General features: G+C 47.8%; 12 protein-coding genes and 1 pseudogene. 7 read left to right on the top strand and 6 right to left on the bottom strand.

Going from position 1 to position 18412, the window contains the following annotated elements; translation table 11 throughout:
- Positions 1-155 precede the first annotated feature (155 nt).
- On the bottom strand, positions 156-3251 hold the full coding sequence (locus AOT11_RS17000; RefSeq protein ID WP_017421796.1) for a beta-galactosidase: 3096 nt from the start codon (positions 3249-3251) through the stop codon (positions 156-158).
- Between the two features lie 377 nt (positions 3252-3628).
- Between AOT11_RS17000 and AOT11_RS16990 the strand changes: the two genes are divergently transcribed.
- The 3 genes from AOT11_RS16990 (at position 3629) to AOT11_RS16980 (ending at position 8319) form a co-directional block, all read left to right on the top strand.
- On the top strand, positions 3629-5749 hold the full coding sequence (locus tag AOT11_RS16990; RefSeq protein WP_017421798.1) for an alpha-galactosidase: 2121 nt from the start codon (positions 3629-3631) through the stop codon (positions 5747-5749).
- 334 nt (positions 5750-6083) lie between these two features.
- Positions 6084-7457 (top strand): melibiose:sodium transporter MelB, encoded by a 1374-nt coding sequence (melB, locus tag AOT11_RS16985; RefSeq protein WP_026050584.1) that lies wholly within the window; start codon positions 6084-6086, stop codon positions 7455-7457.
- 127 nt (positions 7458-7584) lie between these two features.
- Positions 7585-8319, top strand: coding sequence for an RNA methyltransferase (locus tag AOT11_RS16980; RefSeq protein WP_017421800.1), 735 nt, complete (start codon positions 7585-7587; stop codon positions 8317-8319).
- A 111-nt stretch (positions 8320-8430) separates the two neighbouring features.
- Here AOT11_RS16980 and fdxA read toward each other — a convergent pair whose 3' ends face one another.
- A complete protein-coding gene (gene fdxA / locus AOT11_RS16975; RefSeq protein ID WP_011082218.1) occupies positions 8431-8754 on the bottom strand; it encodes a ferredoxin FdxA in 324 nt (107 codons plus the stop codon).
- Between the two features lie 288 nt (positions 8755-9042).
- Here fdxA and AOT11_RS16970 point away from each other — a divergent pair, with 288 nt between their 5' ends.
- The gene (locus tag AOT11_RS16970) at positions 9043-10659 is read left to right on the top strand and encodes an NAD(P)/FAD-dependent oxidoreductase (RefSeq protein WP_017421802.1); all 1617 of its coding nucleotides are present in this window, start codon (positions 9043-9045) and stop codon (positions 10657-10659) included.
- 65 nt (positions 10660-10724) lie between these two features.
- Here the strand turns inward: AOT11_RS16970 and AOT11_RS16965 are convergent, their stop codons facing one another.
- Complete coding sequence (locus tag AOT11_RS16965) at positions 10725-12890, bottom strand: TonB-dependent siderophore receptor (protein ID WP_017421803.1); 2166 nt, start codon at positions 12888-12890, stop codon at positions 10725-10727.
- Positions 12891-13032: 142 nt separating this feature from the next.
- Positions 13033-13962: an AraC family transcriptional regulator gene (locus tag AOT11_RS16960; protein ID WP_017421804.1), complete on the bottom strand. Its 930-nt coding sequence runs from the start codon at positions 13960-13962 to the stop codon at positions 13033-13035.
- A 172-nt stretch (positions 13963-14134) separates the two neighbouring features.
- Between AOT11_RS16960 and AOT11_RS16955 the strand changes: the two genes are divergently transcribed.
- The 3 genes from AOT11_RS16955 to AOT11_RS16940 all read left to right on the top strand — a co-directional run bounded on the left by AOT11_RS16955 (position 14135) and on the right by AOT11_RS16940 (position 16866).
- Positions 14135-14890, top strand: a complete 756-nt coding sequence (locus tag AOT11_RS16955; RefSeq protein WP_017421805.1) for a siderophore ferric iron reductase — start codon at positions 14135-14137, stop codon at positions 14888-14890.
- Positions 14891-15476: 586 nt separating this feature from the next.
- Positions 15477-16013 (top strand): hypothetical protein, encoded by a 537-nt coding sequence (locus tag AOT11_RS16945; protein ID WP_017421807.1) that lies wholly within the window; start codon positions 15477-15479, stop codon positions 16011-16013.
- 10 nt (positions 16014-16023) lie between these two features.
- A complete protein-coding gene (locus AOT11_RS16940) occupies positions 16024-16866 on the top strand; it encodes a hypothetical protein (RefSeq protein WP_017421808.1) in 843 nt (280 codons plus the stop codon).
- 44 nt (positions 16867-16910) lie between these two features.
- Here AOT11_RS16940 and AOT11_RS24270 read toward each other — a convergent pair.
- Positions 16911-17048, bottom strand: a pseudogene (locus AOT11_RS24270) (helix-turn-helix domain-containing protein); the annotation flags it as partial.
- A gap of 24 nt (positions 17049-17072) precedes the next feature.
- The gene (locus AOT11_RS16935) at positions 17073-18269 is read right to left on the bottom strand and encodes an adhesin (protein WP_223848368.1); all 1197 of its coding nucleotides are present in this window, start codon (positions 18267-18269) and stop codon (positions 17073-17075) included.
- Positions 18270-18412: the final 143 nt, after the last annotated feature.

The raw sequence follows: 18412 nt of genomic DNA, 5'->3' as shown, positions 1-18412 counted from the left end.
GTGTGGTTTTTATCTTGTGTGTAAACGTTGGTCAGAAAAGTAGTGTTCGAGTGCAAGAAAACGCACTAAAACGACAAAGCCAAGCCTTGGACGCAAAATCAAAGGCTTGGCTTATAGGATTTGGCTTAGAAAGAAAGCCTGGAGGCGAATGAGCGCTAGCGTGAAGCCGGGCTAAATCGCAACTGGTAGCGGTAGTGTTTCTCGGTTAGTTGGAATTCTTTGTGCACACTTGGGCTCCAAGAATCGTCACCGCCAACCCCCATGTGCTGGTGGTCTAGGCGCAGGTAAATCTGCTCTTGTGCTACCAAATCATGGGTATGTTTCGCTTCTGCCAATTGTTGCTGAGCGTATTGGCTAACACTGAACTGGAAGTCACCCGAGATGGCCAATTCGTTCACTTGCAACCAGTGCGTGCCACAACGCAGGCCGCTGTCGGTTGGGAAGATGTACGGTGTGTGCATCTGCGTCAGCGTTTGTGTATGTAAGCCAAAACGTGCTGCGGCCAAGCGATCTGGATAGTTTTCAAATGGGCCTAAGCCTTGCCATGTGATCGGCGTGTCGGTTTGGTGAAGAGGCAGTTGCAACTCCAAGCCAATACGCGGCATTGGCGGCAGAGCGTCTGCCAGTGTGACATCAACATCCCATTGCATCTCGCCATCGTTGCTGAGTGTGTGCGTCCACTTGGTAATGGCTTGCACTTCGCCGCCAAAGTGGTAGGCAAACGTGGTGGTCACGACTACGGCGTGAGCGAGCGTTTCGCTCTCGCAATGAACACAGTGACGCTGCCACTGACCAATGCCCGCCATCTCCCAACGGCATACCCAAGCGTTGGGATCTACGTTATCCACTTCACTGATGCCGATGTCGTTGTCCAGCGGGGCGCGGAAGAAGTTGTCTTGTGGCGCGGCCAGCATTTGCGCTTTGCCATCCACGTTCCATTCCACCAGCAAGCCGCTTTGGCTATCCCAGCGCCATTGATGCTTTTCATCCAGACTGCGGACCACAATGGCGTGGCCGTTTTGGGTCAGCTTAGGTGCCGGCTGTGTGCGCAAGGTTGGCATGGCAAGGCCAGCGTGATTGCGCAGCGCTATTTGTTCTGTCGCCACCACATGGCCTTCGGAAGCCCATGACGTCGCTTCAATAAGGCAGATGTCGATATTTAAGTGGTATTGCGCCTGCGCTTTTGGCGTGAAATTCAGTGCAATCTCAAGGCTTGTTTGGCTGTCTGCCCCTACATTAAGCACTTGCGAGCCCGTTTGGATGACTTGGCCATTTTCCAATAGGGACCAGTTGAGTTGCTCGTTATCGGTGGCACGGAATAGGTTCTCGTTGGTCACCAACAGTGTGCAGGCTGCTTGGGTTTGTGCTTGCAGCGATACGGTGATCATACGTTGGCAATATTTGGCTTCTTCCAACGTGGGGTGCACGGTGCGATCGGGGAAGATCAAACCGTTGATACAGAATTGACGGTCATTGATTTCATCACCAAAGTCGCCGCCGTAGGCCCAAAAGTGTTGGCCATTTTCATCCCATTGGCTCAAGCCTTGGTCGACCCAATCCCAAATAAAGCCGCCCTGTAGGCGTGGGAACTCACGAAATGCCGTCCAGTAGTCATTAAAACTGCCCAGGCTGTTGCCCATCGCATGGGCGTATTCGCACAAGATCAATGGGCGCGTTTCGTTAGGCAGCGAAATCCATTTTTTGATTGGCCATTTTGGCACTGCTTCATCTGCAACAAGGGTATTCACGCGAGCGTACATCGGCGCAATGATGTCGGTGGCGCTGGTGTTTGAACCGCCGCCTTCGTATTGTACAGGGCGTGACGGGTCAAAGTTTTTCGACCACGCGTACATGGCGTTGTGGTTACTGCCGTGGCCCGATTCATTACCTAAAGACCAGATGATGATTGAGGGGTGGTTTTTATCGCGCAGGACCATTTGGGTGTAGCGACTCATGTATGCATGCGCCCATTGCGGATCGCTCGATAAGCGGCTCATTGGCTGCATGCCGTGGGTTTCAATGTTCGCTTCATCGCACACGTACAAGCCGTATTGGTCACACAGTTCGTACCAACGAGGATGGTTTGGATAATGAGCGGTGCGCACTGCGTTGAAGTTGTATTGTTTCATCAGGCAGATGTCGCGGATCATATCCTCTTCTGTCATCACGTGGCCGAGCTCTGGGTGATGCTCGTGGCGATTGACCCCGCGGATCAGCAGCGGCTTGCCGTTGAGCTTCAACTGACCCTCGCTGATTTCCACTTTACGGAAACCCACTGGGTACGCTTCGCTCTCGAGATGTGTGCCGTTTTCATCCAACAGTGAAACGACTAAGCGGTAGAGGTTCGGCGTTTCTGCGCTCCATTTTTTAGGTTCGCGCAGGTGCAAGGTTTGGAATACCACATCATTCCAAGTACCACGCTCGTCGATGCGACGGTTGTGTGGGCGAGCGATGTTTGGCTCAGTGACCGCTTGCTTACCCTCAAACAATTGAGCCTGTACTTGATAGGTTTCTGGTGCCGTAATGGTGGTGACAACGGAGAGTGAGCCGTCGCGATAGCAGGCGTCGAGCTCCGGCGTGATGAACACATCTTCGATGCAATGTTGTGGTTTAGACAGCAAAGTCACGTCGCGGAAGATACCACTTAACCACCACATATCTTGGTCTTCTAAATAGCTGCCATCACACCAACGCATCACCATGACCGCAAGTGTGTTTTTCCCCGCGACTAGGTGTGATGTGAGATCAAATTCGGCAGGCAAACGGCTGTCTTGGCTGTAGCCAACCCAAGTGCCGTTACACCAAAGATGGAACGCCGAGTTCACACCGTCGAAGATGATGCGTTGGGTGTTGAGCAAATCTTCTGGCGACAACGATACCCTAGTGCGGTAACAACCGGTTGGGTTTTCACGGGGCACGAACGGCGGGTTCACGTCAAATGGGTATTTAATATTGGCGTAAATGGGTTTGTCGTAACCGTGCAGTTGCCAGTTGGACGGCACGGGGATCTCATCCCATTCAGCGTCATTGAAATCGGCCTGCGTGAACTGGCCCTCCACCTGCTCTGGCGCATCAAACAGTTTGAATTTCCATTGTCCATTTAGCGATTGGCGCTGGGCGTGAATACCATCGCGAGCGTGGGCCATATCGCGAAAACTGGCGAGCGGACTGTGTGCCTTTAGGCAGTGAATGTTCACGGATTGCGGGTTTTCCCAGTCGCGTCGTTGGAGAATTTCTGAAAATGCAGTCATGTGGTGCCTATATGATTGATGTTACCTGCAGGCGGATAAGTCAGTGTGTTTTAGAGCAGCGCGAGCAAGTAACAAGTTCTTAATTGAGCCTGAGTGTAATGAAGATTTGGAAACGTTTTCATGATGCGTGTGGCATTTTTCCACTCGCACAAGATAAATCCATAGCAATGTGAGAATGATCGTTGTTTTGCCACCAGCCATGGTGATGCGTGTGAGTGCTTAAAATGTTGAATAAGAGCCTCGGTCTTGGTTTTAAAGGGGGCGATGGCACTGAGTTTGAATAAATCTGGAAACGTTTTCATGATTTTGCAGTGGCTCACAGATTATTTTGCCCGTTTCATTATGATGCGGCGTAATTTCTCGTTTTTAGGTAAGGCATGATGACGAACAAAACAGTGATTGAGTTAAGCGGTCGGGAAACTCAGTTGATGGTCGAGCTCGGCGAATACGCGGAGATTCTGCACTGGGGAAACAAGATTCAAGGGAAGCTTGAAAGTGCTCGCATTGCACTGCATCGCCCTGTGCCATATGGTCGCCTTGATACTGATGTTGCTATGACACTGCATCCTGAACTTGGCCGTGGTGTGTTCAGTAGTCCGGGTGTGGAAGGGCATCGTGATGGCCAAGATTGGGCACCCGTGTTTGTCATCTCCCATATTGAACATGGCCAAGGTTTCATCATCATTCAAAGCGAAGATGCGATTGCGGGCCTTCGCCTGACAACCGAGCTGATGCTGGATCTGCATGATGTGATCAAAACGCGCCACACACTCACCAACATTAAAGCGGGTCTATACCAAGTGAACCGCTTAGCGAACACTTTGCCTTTGCCTGCCCGTGCGAATGAGTTGATGACTTACTACGGCCGTTGGGTTCACGAGTTCCAAACGGTGCGCCAGCCATTGCTACAAGGCGGCTACCAACAAGAGAACCGTCGTGGACGCACTTCCCATGAACATTATCCTGCGTTGGTTGCTGGCAGCGCGCATTTTGACGAAATGAGTGGCGATGTATGGGGATTCCATTTCGCATGGAGTGGTAATCATAGGCTTCGTGTGGACGTCAAAGCCGATGGTCGCCGTTACATGCAAGCGGAGGTGATTTATCTTCCAGGTGAAGTGGCACTAAAAGAAGGCGAAAGCCTGACCACGCCGTGGTTGTACGCGAGCTACAGCAATTGTGGTTTGAATGGCATGAGCCACCATTTCCACTCGCACGTTCGTGATTCCATTTTGCCTGAGGATTTCACCAACAAGCTGCGCCCTATTCATCTCAATACGTGGGAAGGCATCTACTTCGATCACGATCCAGAGTACATCATGTCAATGGCAACTCAGTCGGCGGAGATGGGTGTAGAACGCTTTATCATTGATGATGGCTGGTTCAAAGGGCGCAACGGCGACAAAGCTGGGCTAGGGGACTGGTTCTTATGTGAAACCAAGTACCCAAATGGTTTGCAACCGATCGTCGAGCACGTCAACAAACTGGGCATGGAGTTTGGTTTGTGGTTCGAACCGGAGATGATCAACAAAGATTCAGATTTGTATCGCGCGCACCCTGATTGGTTATTGGCCGTTGAGGGTTACCAACAGCCAACCGGTCGCAACCAGTATGTGATTAACCTACAAAACGATGATGCGTTTAACTTTTTGTTTGAACGATTGGATCATTTCCTCTCGACTTACAATATCGCCTACATCAAATGGGATATGAACCGTGAAGTGGTGCAGCCAGCGCATTTAGGCCAAGCTGCAGGGCACAATCAAACCCAACGTTACTATCAGTTAGTCGATAAAGTTCGCGAAAAGCACCCGAAAGTCGAGATTGAATCTTGCGCGGCAGGTGGTGGTCGTATTGATTTTGAAGTGCTGAAACGCACACATCGATTCTGGGCTTCAGACAATAATGACGCGCTTGAGCGCCAAACGATTCAACGTGGCATGAGCTACTTTTTCCCGCCGGAGGTGATGGGCAGCCATATTGGTGCCAGCCATTGTCATAGCACGCGCCGTCGCCATAGTATCGAGTTCCGTGGGCTTACGGCACTGTTCGGCCATATGGGGATTGAACTTGATCCGGTCAAAGAAGCGCAAGCCGAGAAAGAAGGCTTTGAGCGCTATATCAAACTGCACAAAATGCTGCGTCCACTGCTACACAGTGGCAGAACTTGGCGTGTCCCAACCGATGATAAAGCGCATCAAATTCATGCGGTGGTAGCAAACGATCACTCTCAAGCTGTGGTGATGATTGCTCAGCTCGCGATGCCGACGAACTCTCTCAGTGGGCATTTGCGCATACCGGGTTTAGATCCACAAGCCACATATCGAGTGACGGTATTGGATAAGCCGTCTAACTACGATGACATCGTGAATTACCAACCACCTTGGACAGAATCGGGCTGCGAACTGTCCGGCGCATGGTGTGAAGAGGTCGGTTTAACCATGCCAATTCTTGATGCAGAAAGTGCGATGTTGTTGATGTTCGAACGTATTCACTAAATAGACGCCTTCGTTGTTTCTTCTTTGTTTTTATTGCCGTACAGAGGCCAGATCTGTACGGCTTTTTGCGTTGTTTTTTGTTTTTTCTGAAATCGTTATCATGACTTATTGATGAACTTTGATGTTAAAGTTAGGGAATTAAACGTTATTTTCTGGAAATGGTCATAATAAAATTGTTCAATGTCTCATTTTGAAAATTGAACTGTAAACGTTTCCATAAAGTGGTAATGGATCCTGTCGGTGAGTAGCATGAGCATCGAAAACTAAATAAAAGACGTCGACGTGATGGCTTCTCGTTAGGGAGTGCTGCGCGATACGATACTAAGGAATGATTATGTCTGAAAAAATTACGCTACAAACCAAGCTGTCCTACGGTCTTGGCGCACTCGGTAAAGACTTTGCCTGTGCCCCAATCTATATCTTCTTAATGTTCTACTTTACGGACGTGGCCGGCTTGTCTGCCGCTTTCGTCGGTACCATCTTTTTAGCTGCACGTATTATCGATGCGATTACAGACCCAATGATGGGGGTGATCGTCGACAATACGCGTTCTAAGTTCGGTAAGTTCCGCCCTTGGATTGTGATTGGTACGCTGTTAAATGCGATCGTTTTAGTTGGCCTTTTTAGTACGCACATGTTTGAAGGGACGACGCTTTACATCTACGCGGCCGCGGCTTATATCCTTTGGGGTTTAACCTACACCATTATGGATATTCCTTATTGGTCAATGATTCCGGCGCTATCAAGTTCTCGCCAAGAGCGCGAGAAGCTGGTGGTATGGCCGCGCCTGTTTGCAAGCCTTGCATGGTTCATTACGGGGACTTACGGTCTGCACATTGTCGGTGAGTTGGGTAACGGCAACCAAGGTGACGGTTTCTTTAATGTTGCGATGTTGATTGCGGTTCTTTTTGTGATGAGCGCATTTTTGATTGCTCGTAACGTCAAAGAGAAAGCGGCGCCAGCTAACGCGAAACCCGCAGAGAAGTTCAGCTTCAAAGACGTATTGACCATCATTGGCAAAAACGACCAGCTTAAAGCGCTGATTGGCACGGTTCTCTCTTTCCAAATTGCGAACCTATTGGTGGGCGGCTTTGCGATTTACTACTTCTCTTACGCACTGGGCAACGCAGAGCTATTCCCAGTTTACATGGCGGTGGCAGGCGCGGCAGAAGTGGCGGGTGTGTTCTTGTTCCCTCGCATTGCTGCTCTACTACCACGCAAGTTGCTATGGCCTATCGCTTGTGGCTTCCCAATTCTGTCTTGTGTACTTCTACTATTGATGGGCTTTGTTGCACCAGCTAACGCGCTAATGATTGGTATGGCGGGGGCGGCAATTAAATTCGGTGTAGGTATTGCGAACGCGCTGCAAACGGTGATGCTGGCGGACGTTGTGGACTACGGCGAGCACAAAACCGGTCGTCGTAGCGAGAGTGTTATCTTCTCAGTACAAACCATGCTTGTGAAATTCGCAGGCGCAGCAGGTGGCTTCATTGTAGGTGTGGGCTTGTCGGTTGTCGGTTACGTCCCTAACGTAGAGCAATCGGCAAGCACTATCATGGGGCTTGAATTTATGATGATTGGTTTACCTGCCATCATGATGACGATCAGTGCTGTGATTTACCAACGTTACTACCATCTGCATGAAGGGTTTGATAAGTCTGCAGTTGAATCCGAGGTAAAAGGAACGGCTTCTTTGGCTCAAGCCTAACCCGAACAAGCATCAGTCTGGCGCTGCGCCAGACTGATGCTTTCTGCTTATTCTGTTTCCATTTAATCCCCTTTAGCTCATCGCGGCTTTGCTCTATAATTCGCACGCTTTTATCTGGGACAATGCAATGATTTCAAAAAACCAACTAAAACTGCTTCGAGCTTTGGGGCAAAAGAAACAGCGCAAAGCGCTTGGCTTATTTCTGGTTCAAGGTGAAAAAAATGTCCTTGAGTTGGCCAACAGCACGCTCAAGGTGAAACAGGTTTTTGCCACGGCAGAGTTTCTACAGCAACATGCGGTTGAGCTGGCTGGTTATGAATGCATTGAAGCATCGTTGGATGATTTGACGAAGGCGAGCACGCTGGTGAGCAACAACGCGGCGATTGCGGTGGTGGAGATCCCTGCGATTGAAACGCCAAAAGCACAAGGTTTGATGATCGCCCTTGATGGTGTGTCTGACCCCGGTAACCTTGGTACCATCATCCGCGTGGCGGATTGGTACGGCATCAAACACATTGTTGCCAGCAGCGATTGCGCTGATCCATACAACCCGAAAACCATCAGTGCCACCATGGGCAGCTTTGGCCGTGTGCAGGTGAGCTTGGTTGATCTGCCCAGTTACTTAGAGCAGGCAAACTTGCCAATTTACGGTGCGTTTCTCGAAGGGGAAAGTGTTCACAAAACGACGTTTTCAGCGCAAGGCATTTTGCTGATGGGCAGCGAATCTCACGGTGTTCGTGAACAAGCGTCAAAGTTCGTCACCGACAAGATCACCATTCCGGCGTTTGGTGGGGCAGAGTCGCTCAATGTGGCGATGGCAACGGGCATTATTCTCGACAACATTCGCCGTCAGCACAGTTAAGCGTATTGTTTTGCAGCTGTGAAATAGCAAAAAAGCGTCGTGGAATACGACGCTTTTTTATTGATTCCGTTTTTCTCAAATCTGCTTAACCTATCGATTTGGTGGGAAAATTTATCTTTCGAGCATGTCCAACTTGTTTGGCACGCCATTCCACTTTTCCGCTTCATCCATTGCTGGCTTCACTTCAGTTTGTACAGGCCAGAGCTCTGCCAGTTCCGCGTTCAGCTCTTTGTAGATCACTTGATCTTCTGGCAGCTCATCTTCTTGGAAGATTGCCGCTGCGGCACACTCGTCCACACACAAACCACAGTCGATGCACTCGATGGGGTTGATCACCATGAAGTTCGGCCCTTCGTGAAAGGCATCCGCCGGGCAAACGGCGACACAATCCGTGTATTTACATTGGATACAGTTATCAGTTACCACAAATGCCATGACATAGCGCTCTTTAGTTCAGTGAAACACATTCTTCAATGACACGTTGCGGTCAAAAATGAAGAAGGGGGATGATACTGATCCCAAGGCAAAATTCAACATTGGTGACGGCGATTGTTATGGTGAACTTTGCCTCGTTCTGGTTTTTAGTATGACCCAGTTCTGCTTTTTGTATGACATAGAATGCAATTTCTCGTAAAATGCGCGCCATTGTGAGCTGCGCTGGTTGCTTTCCCTAAAAGGAAATGACTTAGCAAGGCTAAGACACCAACTGTAACGAGACATCCCATGATACGTTTAACTGAACTTCGACTTCCTCTCGACCATGAGGAAGGCGCGCTTCTCGAAGCCATTACCGCCAAGCTCGGCATTCCCGCAGAGCAGGTTCTTTCTTTTTCCATGTTTAGACGTGGTTACGATGCGCGTAAAAAGACCAATATCCAGTTGATCTACACGCTGGATATTGAAGTGGCGAACCAAGATAAGTTGTTGGCGAAGTTCAGTAAAGATCCCCATGTTCGTGAAACGCCGGACATGGAATACAAGTATGTTGCTCAAGCGCCAGCGAACCTCACTGAGCGCCCAATCGTGATTGGTTTTGGCCCTTGTGGCTTGTTTGCTGGCCTTGTGTTGGCGCAAATGGGTTTCAACCCAATCATTGTTGAACGTGGTAAAGAGGTGCGTGAGCGTACCAAAGATACCTTCGGTTTTTGGCGTAAGCGTACGCTGAATCCGGAGTCAAACGTACAGTTTGGTGAAGGCGGTGCGGGCACTTTTTCTGACGGTAAACTTTACAGCCAAGTGAAAGATCCTAATTTCTACGGCCGCAAAGTGATCACCGAGTTTGTTGCCGCAGGCGCACCAGAAGAGATCCTCTACGTGAGTAAGCCGCACATCGGTACCTTTAAGCTGGTTACGATGATCGAAAAAATGCGCGCGAAAATTCTTGAGCTCGGCGGTGAGATCCGCTTTAGCACGCGCGTTGACGATATCCATATGGAAGATGGTCAAATCACGGGTGTAACGCTGTCTAACGGTGAAGAGCTGAAATCTCGCCATGTGGTACTGGCCGTGGGTCACAGTGCGCGCGATACCTTTGAAATGCTGCATGAGCGCGGCGTTTATATGGAAGCGAAGCCGTTCTCTGTCGGTTTCCGTATCGAGCACAAACAGTCGATGATCGACGAAGCGCGTTTTGGTCCAAACGCGGGCAATCCAATTCTCGGCGCGGCAGATTACAAACTGGTGCATCACTGTAAGAATGGCCGCACGGTTTACAGCTTCTGTATGTGTCCAGGTGGCACGGTAGTAGCGGCGACCTCTGAAGAAGGCCGCGTTGTGACAAACGGCATGAGTCAATATTCGCGTGCTGAGCGTAACGCCAACAGTGCGATTGTGGTGGGTATCTCTCCTGAGATTGATTACCCGGGCGATCCGCTGGCGGGTATCCGTTTCCAACGCGAGCTTGAATCTAATGCTTACCGTCTTGGTGGTGAAAACTACGACGCACCAGCACAGAAAATTGGTGACTTCCTGAAAGGCCGTGATCCAAGCGCCCTTGGTGACGTGGAGCCATCGTTCACGCCAGGTATCAAACTGACGGACCTTGAGAAGGCGTTGCCATCCTTCGCGATTGAAGCGATCCGTGAAGCGATTCCTGCGTTTGATCGCAAGATCAAAGGTTTTGCCTCTGAAGACGGTTTGCTGACTGGTGTGGAAACGCGTACCTCTTCTCCTGTGTGCATCAAGCGCGACAAAGAATACCAAAGCGTTAACCTCAAAGGTTTCTACCCAGCGGGTGAGGGTGCAGGTTATGCAGGCGGTATCCTCTCTGCGGGTATCGACGGCATTAAAGTGGCCGAAGCGGTGGCGCGTAGCATGGTTGCTCAGCTAGAAAATGCCTAGTTGAAGCGAAGTGAAATAGAAAAAGCAACTCCGAAAGAGTTGCTTTTTTTGTCGATTCTATTTGGCTAGAAGCCGTAATTCACGTTGAGCTCGACGGTTTGCTCCGCACCAAACCAGCAGTTGGTCTGGTTGTAACATGAGTAATATTGCTCATTGAACAGGTTGTTCACCACCAAGTTGACTTGCGCGCCATTGAGCGAATCACTCGCGTTGCCCAGGTCGTAACCAAGCGAGAGGTCAGTAACCGTGTACGATGGCACCTTGCCTTGGGTGTTGGTCGCGTCCATTTCCATTTCGCCCACATAACGTACACCACCACCAATGCGCACACCACTTAAAGCGCCGGAAGTGAGGTAGTAGTTGGTCCAAAGATTTGCGCTGTGTTTTGGCACATAAATTGGGGTCGTTCCGACAAGCGTGGCATCGGTGGCTTTTTTCACTTCCATATCAAGGTAGGTATAAGAGGCCAGCACATCCCAGTTATCAGCAAGATAGGCTTGCCCTTCAAGCTCGACACCTTGAGACGTTACTTCGCCCAATTGGATTTTTGCACGGAATGTCGGGTCGTTAGGGTCGGCGGCAATGGAGTCAAATTTGGTAATGTGGAAGTAAGACGCGGTCAGCATGTTGGCCATGTCGGCAGACATGTACTTAAAGCCGACTTCGATCTGCTCACCCGTTTGCGGTTTCAAGCTCTTACCGTTGATGTCGGTGCCTGCCGCGGGTTCAAAGCTGGTGGCATAGTTGGCAAAGGGTGACAGGCCATTGCCAAGCTCATATAAAGCACCAACACGGTAGGAGAACTGGTTGTGATCGGACGTCTCTTTGCCATCATACGTTGGCGCAGTACTAGTCTTATCATCGTGGGATTTGAACAGATCGTAACGTCCACCCGCCAGCAAAATCAGTTGGCCGTGGCGTATTTGATCTTGGAAATAGACGCCCAACTGTTCAAAGCCAATGTCGTGGCGCTCTGAATAGACTTCGTTGAGTTGGCTTTTGTCTAACAGATGGTTGTTTGGCTGATAGGCGTTGAAGGTATAAAAAGCAGCGTTGCCAGCGAACTCTTTGTATGAAGAATCCCCATCGAGATCTTGGTAATCGACGCCAACCAGCAAGTTGTGTTGCCAATTGCCCATCGTCACTAGACCAGAAAGCTGGTTGTCTATCACCACACTCTTATAGCTTTCATCGGTCGTATAGATATTTCGAGACAGCGCACCCGTCGCCGCTGTAAAGCCGGTATCGAGGTGATAAGTGTTCTCTTGGTACAAAGAGGCATCGGTATAACGGGCATTTTGTAGAAATGACCAGTTGTCATTGAACTCGTGATTGAGTTTATAGCCAAGCATGAGTACGTCGCGCTCGAAGGTACTCCAATTGGTATCCCCCATCGAGACCGAAGGTGATTGTCTTTTCACCACTTCAACAGGCATGGAAGAGTTGATGCCCATGGCGGGATCGTTCTGATAGTAAAGATTCACGTTGATCAGAGTGCGATCGGTCACTTGCCAGTCGAGAGATGGCGCGATGAGATAACGCTCTTCTTCTGCACCATTGACTTGGCTATCTTGCTTACGTGCCATGGCCACCAGTCGGTAGGATAGGTTGCTGTCACCGATTTGCCCAGCAGAGTCCAGCGACGCTTGCACAAGATGACGTGAGCCCGTTGCCAGCCCTACCGATGTGCTTTGCTCTTGTTGAGGTGATTTGGCAATGATGTTGACCATGCCGCCCGGAGGCATGGTTCCGTAGAGCACCGAGGTTGGGCCTTTAAACACTTCAATTTGCTGAATCGCGACTGGGTCAATTTGCGGATGCAAGTTCCAGCCCGCTAAGTAAGGCAGGATCAAACCATCGTAATAGTTCTGGTTGTTGGTCTCAAAGCCGCGGATAGAAAAGTTGTCGTACATGGTGACCGCAGCACCTTTTTGTTCCGTCACTACGCCCGGAGCGTAGCGTAGGGCTTCATTGACCGATTTAACACCGCGCTGATCCAGCAGCTCTTTATCAATGATCGTCACACCTTGTGGCGTCTCCTCGGGCTCTAACGCCGTTTTGGTCGCCGTATTGCGATAGACCTTGCCAAGAACCGTAATGGTTTCAAGTTGGGTAGTTTCAAGCTGAGTGTTTTCGACGCTGCTTTGCGCGCCAGCAACAAGAGGAGTGGTAAACGTCGCCATGATCGCAAGCGCGATAGAGGAAGTTTTAAATGGAGTTGTTGTGTTCATATTGTCCCTAAATACCAATGCATACTTAATGGTAGTAATTCTCATTTGCATTGTATTGGGCGGCTCAAAAGATAGTTAACAATTTGGTGCAACTTCAACACAAACTTAAAGTTACTTGGGATACGCATGGTCTTGGATAACCTCATACTTTTTGGATCGGTACCCAGTACTCCATTTCAGCATTGAGTGAGTTGAGTTGATAGTCAGAGGGGTAGACTTCCAGTTCATAACCATCTATACCGCGATAGCCAGAATTTGGCAGCCAATGAATAATGAACCATTCTAACGTTCTCGGGAGTCGCTCAATCGGGCCTTTGTGTTTTACGATCGCGTAAGTTTGTTCGGGCACTGCCAGCGTTTCGAGTTGATCAGAAATCAAACTGGGTAGTTCAGGAAGGGAGATGTTCGAATCAAGTTCGATACCCGCCCAATACTTGATGCGGCTACCATCGAAACTCGCTTGGGTCACATCCACGACACCAAGCCTTCGGTTCGTTAATGGCGGAAGGTTTGTAGCCGCCTCTTCAAGGCTTTTCCAAAGCAGAGGGACGACTTGCGCGAAATTGGGCTTAAGAGAAAATAAGCCATTAATTTCCCCATGAACCCCTTTCAGCAAAAACGCTTCTTTGGTGTCGACTTTCACTTCAACAAACGAGCTTGTATTGATGCCAGCGTGATTAACTTCTGATATTTCGATGGGTTTCTTTAGGCCAAAGCGTTGCGCTTGCTTGCGATAGAGGCGAGGGCTATCGCCAAACAACTGCTTGAATGCGCGGCTAAAGGCGATCTCGGAATTAAAGCCAAGGGAAAGGGCGATATCAATGACTCGCTGATCCGTGTCCAACAGCATTTCAGCGGCAGTGCTCAGTTTCAACTCACGTACATAGTGCGCGACGGTTAAGCCCGTTTCCGATTGGAAGACGCGTTGCAATTGCCAGCGTGACCAGCAACTTTGCTCCGCAATTTCTTCCAGTGACAGTGAAGCATCCAGGTTGTTATGAATAAACGACAACACCTTGCTGATGCGATTGAATGTCGATATCGATCTGTTTTTACTTTGTGCTGTTGCCACAATGAATACCAACCATGCGGATTGAATTGTACCTCAACCATGAGGGTGGCCTCAGTGTACAACTGTTAAGTCAATCAAAAGAGAATGGTTATCATTTTGCACCGTATTGTTAAGTTTTACAATTCCCGCTGCGTTAAGGTATTGACCAACTCACACTCGATATTTGTTGTCTATGCGCCCAGAATGGCTCAAACTTTTTTGGTTTCGTCCGCCTCCACCCGCTATTTATCAATTAATTTTCACGCATTCGAAGCAGGTTTCCCCCTATTTAAAAGGCTCGTTCGGTGAGTTGCCGAAAGCGTGCATCTTGGTCGGAAATCCAAACAGCACTGCCATCATACAGAGCATTTATCACCAACTTGCACAGGCCAATCCAGAAGCGGGCAGCGGTTATTGGTTAACACGCACCTGGGACTTGCTCTGCTGGCAACCTATCTATCTCAGTTTTCTCTCTATCTATGGGCTAAAGTCGTTGCCAGATTTTGCGAACTTTGCCCAGTTCCAGCATCGTGGTTTTATTGCAGGATACCGCTTTGCCTCTGAAATGCACTGGCATGGCGAGCCGGAGGTATTGGTCCCGAGAGCTGGTGAGCAGCTATTACGTTTGTTCGAACAATACCGTCAACAAATCAACCAATGGACACGAATTCGCCCTGGATTTACCAACCACTTGCTCGCCGATCTGATTTTAAGTTGTCTGATCAAGCTTCAATCCATGAGACCTGAACTCGACAATAGCTATATCGAGCAGCAAGCGAAACTTTGGTTGGATGCATTTCATCTATCTGACAAGCACTTAGCGAGTCTAATCAAAGAAGACACTGAAAGCGGGCTCAAACACATTAGGATGAGCTGTTGTTTAGCATACAAGTGCCGCAACGGAACCCTTTGCCAAGATTGCCCCAGACTTTCCACGAACAAACATTAAAGGCTTGTGAGCTGGGGGAATGCCAGTGTTTTGGTGATCGACTCTGGCATGTCGTGTTTGAAGAGGGGCTTTTGAACGTTGGTGTCTATTACTCGACGCGATTTTCATGAAATCTACAAAAAAGTTACTTTCACAGGTGACTTAGGTACGTCTCATTTTTCTGAATGAAATGAGCATTTGATCTGAGGCTGTGAATTTTTAATTTAATATTGATATTTGCAATGACAAACCTGTTTGACAAATCCATAAAACTGAATGCGAACGTCATTGAAGGGCTGATGGTGATTTTTATCAGAGGAAAAATATCATTATTAAGTATCTTATTGATGGCTTTAGGGGAAAACCCAATTTTGTAAGCAGATCTCATGCTCGATATCGAATCGGTGATCATCTCTATGAATTCTCGTTTCCCGATAATTACTCTAGTTTTAAATACTATCTTCAGGAAACGGACTTAGACGTACTTAGTGACAGTGCTGATCCTAACTTTTTTGAGCATAAAGTTGATCTGGGTTTCTTCTCATATCGATTTCACAACGTCATTATCAACCCTATCGATCCCTATAATAGTCAAGGCTTATTGCTAGTGATCGTGAGACTTAAAAAAGTGCCACAATCATTTGATGGTGTTGAATCGCTAAACGCAGTGATAGAAAAAGAATATCTAGATTTTTATCATGATCCTGTGCCAGTAGAAAGAACGTTGCGTGGTCGGCATACCGAGGATATGAATCACGCTTTTGAATATGCAAAGAAAAGATGGGATAAGTATTCAGATGATGAGGATAAAAAATCAAGAGATGCCTATATTTTAGGAAACTATATGAGGGCCTATCCGCCAATAAAATGTACATCTATTACCCTTGGTAAACAGACATATTCTAAGTACGTTGAAGGTGATATTAACTACAAACATATTTTCCAACGCGTGTACAACCTTCCGCTCAAAGACAACTATATGTTGAGCTTTTTGTTTAAATATCGCTTAGAAGGCGAATCATCTAAGAAAAAATTCCGTAAGTGGCTGCTTTCTTCCGATGAAACGTTTGAACATATAGTCCTTGAAACGCTCGAGATATCTCGTTTGTTCGACTCACATTTAAATTCTATTTCAGTTAAGTGATAGATATATTATGTTTATTAAAAACTTTCGAGATGGTTTTAGAGGCAAACCTAATTTTGAAAGATTAGAACTGGCTCAATATAAAATAGATGATTATTTTTACGAATGCTCATTTCCAAACAATTACTCTAGCTTTGTCTATGAGATGGAATGTGTGTCTTTACCTATATCTAATGATGCTTTTGTTAATGAAGGCCATGAAGAAATTGTTCATCTTGGTTTTGTGTCCTATCGATTTAGCAATGTCATCAAAAATCCTTTACTTCCATGTAGTAGTCAGGGTTTGCTACTTGCTATCGTTAGAATAAAACAAGTGAAAGAAAACATTGCCGATGTTGAATCCCTTGGTCGTATTCTTGAAAAAGAGTATGTTGACTATTATCACGATCCAAATCCAGATAATAAAAGCCAACGCGGAAGGCATACCGAGGATATGGAAAATGCATACAGATACGCTAATAAAGTTTGGGGGAATGTACCAGATAGTGACGATGATTCTATAGAAAAAAATGACTACCTGCTTGGTTCGTATTTGAGGTCATATCCACCAATAAAATGTGAATCTGTGAAAATAGGAAAATATTGTTATTCTAAGTATGCAGAGGGGAACATAGATTATAAAAATACCTTTAGAAGATTATATAATTTGCCTATTAAAGATAACTATATATTGAGCTTTGAGTTTAAATATCGATTAGAAGGCGAAGCTTCGAAGAAAAAATTCCGAAAGTGGCTGCTTTCTTCGGATGAAACCTTCGAGCATAAAATACTCGAAACATTGGATATTTCTCGTTTGGTGGATGCCTCTACTGAGCACGAGATCGTGTTCATCTCAAGCCAAGGTGAGCAGTAGATTCGGTACATCGTTATGTTTCGGGGCTCATTGAGCCCCTTTTGTTACATAATACCTAATCGCTTGGCTAGACGATGGAGGTTGCCACTGTCGAGCTCTAATTGCCTTGCGGTGGCGGCCCAGTTACCTTGGTTCGACTCTAATGCTCGCAAGATCAGTTGTTTTTGAAAGGCATCGGTTGCAGCCAGAAACTCTCTCTCAAGAGCTTACTTGATTCGGCTGAAGGTGAAATTCTCATCCGAGTTAGTAAAGTTGAGGCTTTCATTGTCTGTTACCGTGATAGTCGCGCTAAACATGGGGCTATCCTGATCATATAACCCGCCCGGACCGTCTGCTTCGGAAGTAATGCTGGTGACGGTGAACACACCACCATTGAGGCTAAAGCTACCAAATTCGCCAGATGTGGCCATAACCTCTGCGCCGTTGTAGGCTTCTTGGTTATTGGTGTGCACAATCACATATTGATTATTCGGCAGTATGGTCAAGATGTTATCGCTGCTGATGTCATCTTCTCTCAAGTACCAAGCACCCACCATAGCATTACTGCTGTCGGTGATTTTGCTAAATCGAACCTGTTCACCGTCTTCATCAGCGAAAGTGATGTCTAGAGTCGTTTGTGTGGCCTGAACTTCGAGAGTGATTGAGCCAAAGTCGTCTGCTAATCCGCCGGAATTATCCGATTCGCGAATCACGTTAAGCGCCAACATTTGGGTGGCAGGATCGTAGGTATAAGTGCCGTATTCAGCCGAGCCAGCAGGTTGGTCGCCATCGTCAGGGAAGTCTGAATGTTCATGCACAATGATGTAGTTATTGTCGTTGAAGAAGGTAAGTATATTGCGCTTGCCTGCGCCTTCACTAAATAACCAACTACCGGTCAACTGGCCTTTTAAGGTGTCGGTAAAGTGAGTTTGAGCGGCTTCTTCAGTGACTAAGGTTTTACCTATGCTGGTTAAAATGGCGCTAACAGACGCGTCAAAAGTATCACTGCTGAGATCTAATCCTGTGCCGACAAAAGCATCCTTACTGGTATCGATAATGGTGATACCATCCGAGAGATCGCCGTTATCGTCCAAGCTTTGCAGCAATTGCAAAATGTTAACCGTGGTGGTGGTGGCTAGCCCTCCACCGATATCAGCCGGCGTGACCTGAGCACCAGCTTTGACGGCTGGCAAGGTGAGATCGCCAAGGTAAAAGGTGACCGTTTCACCTTCTAAATAGGTGAATTTTCCGTCTTCCGTTGTCATACCGTCACTGATGGTTGCAGTGCGATAATTCATGCCTATGACGGGACTATCTAAAAAGACCCCCGTTTTGCTTTGTGGTGTCGGGGTAGATGAATCGCTACTGCCGCCGCACCCTGCCAAAGCAAGTGCTACACATCCTGTTAGTAGTCGTATTTTCATATGTGCTCCAATCGATTTTATTATTTTGCACAAGGCAAACCTTGTCTTGTCATCGAAGCCGAGTATTTCATCGAGCATTTTGCCCAACAATACCCATATGGGTAATGCTATTAACATTTTTCACATTTATTTGACAATGCGGA

The sequence above is a fragment of the Vibrio vulnificus NBRC 15645 = ATCC 27562 genome (assembly GCF_002224265.1).
Classification (GTDB): domain Bacteria; phylum Pseudomonadota; class Gammaproteobacteria; order Enterobacterales; family Vibrionaceae; genus Vibrio; species Vibrio vulnificus.
The sequence above is the reverse complement of the archived record's forward strand: the minus strand, read 5'-3'. Positions and strand labels throughout refer to the sequence as shown.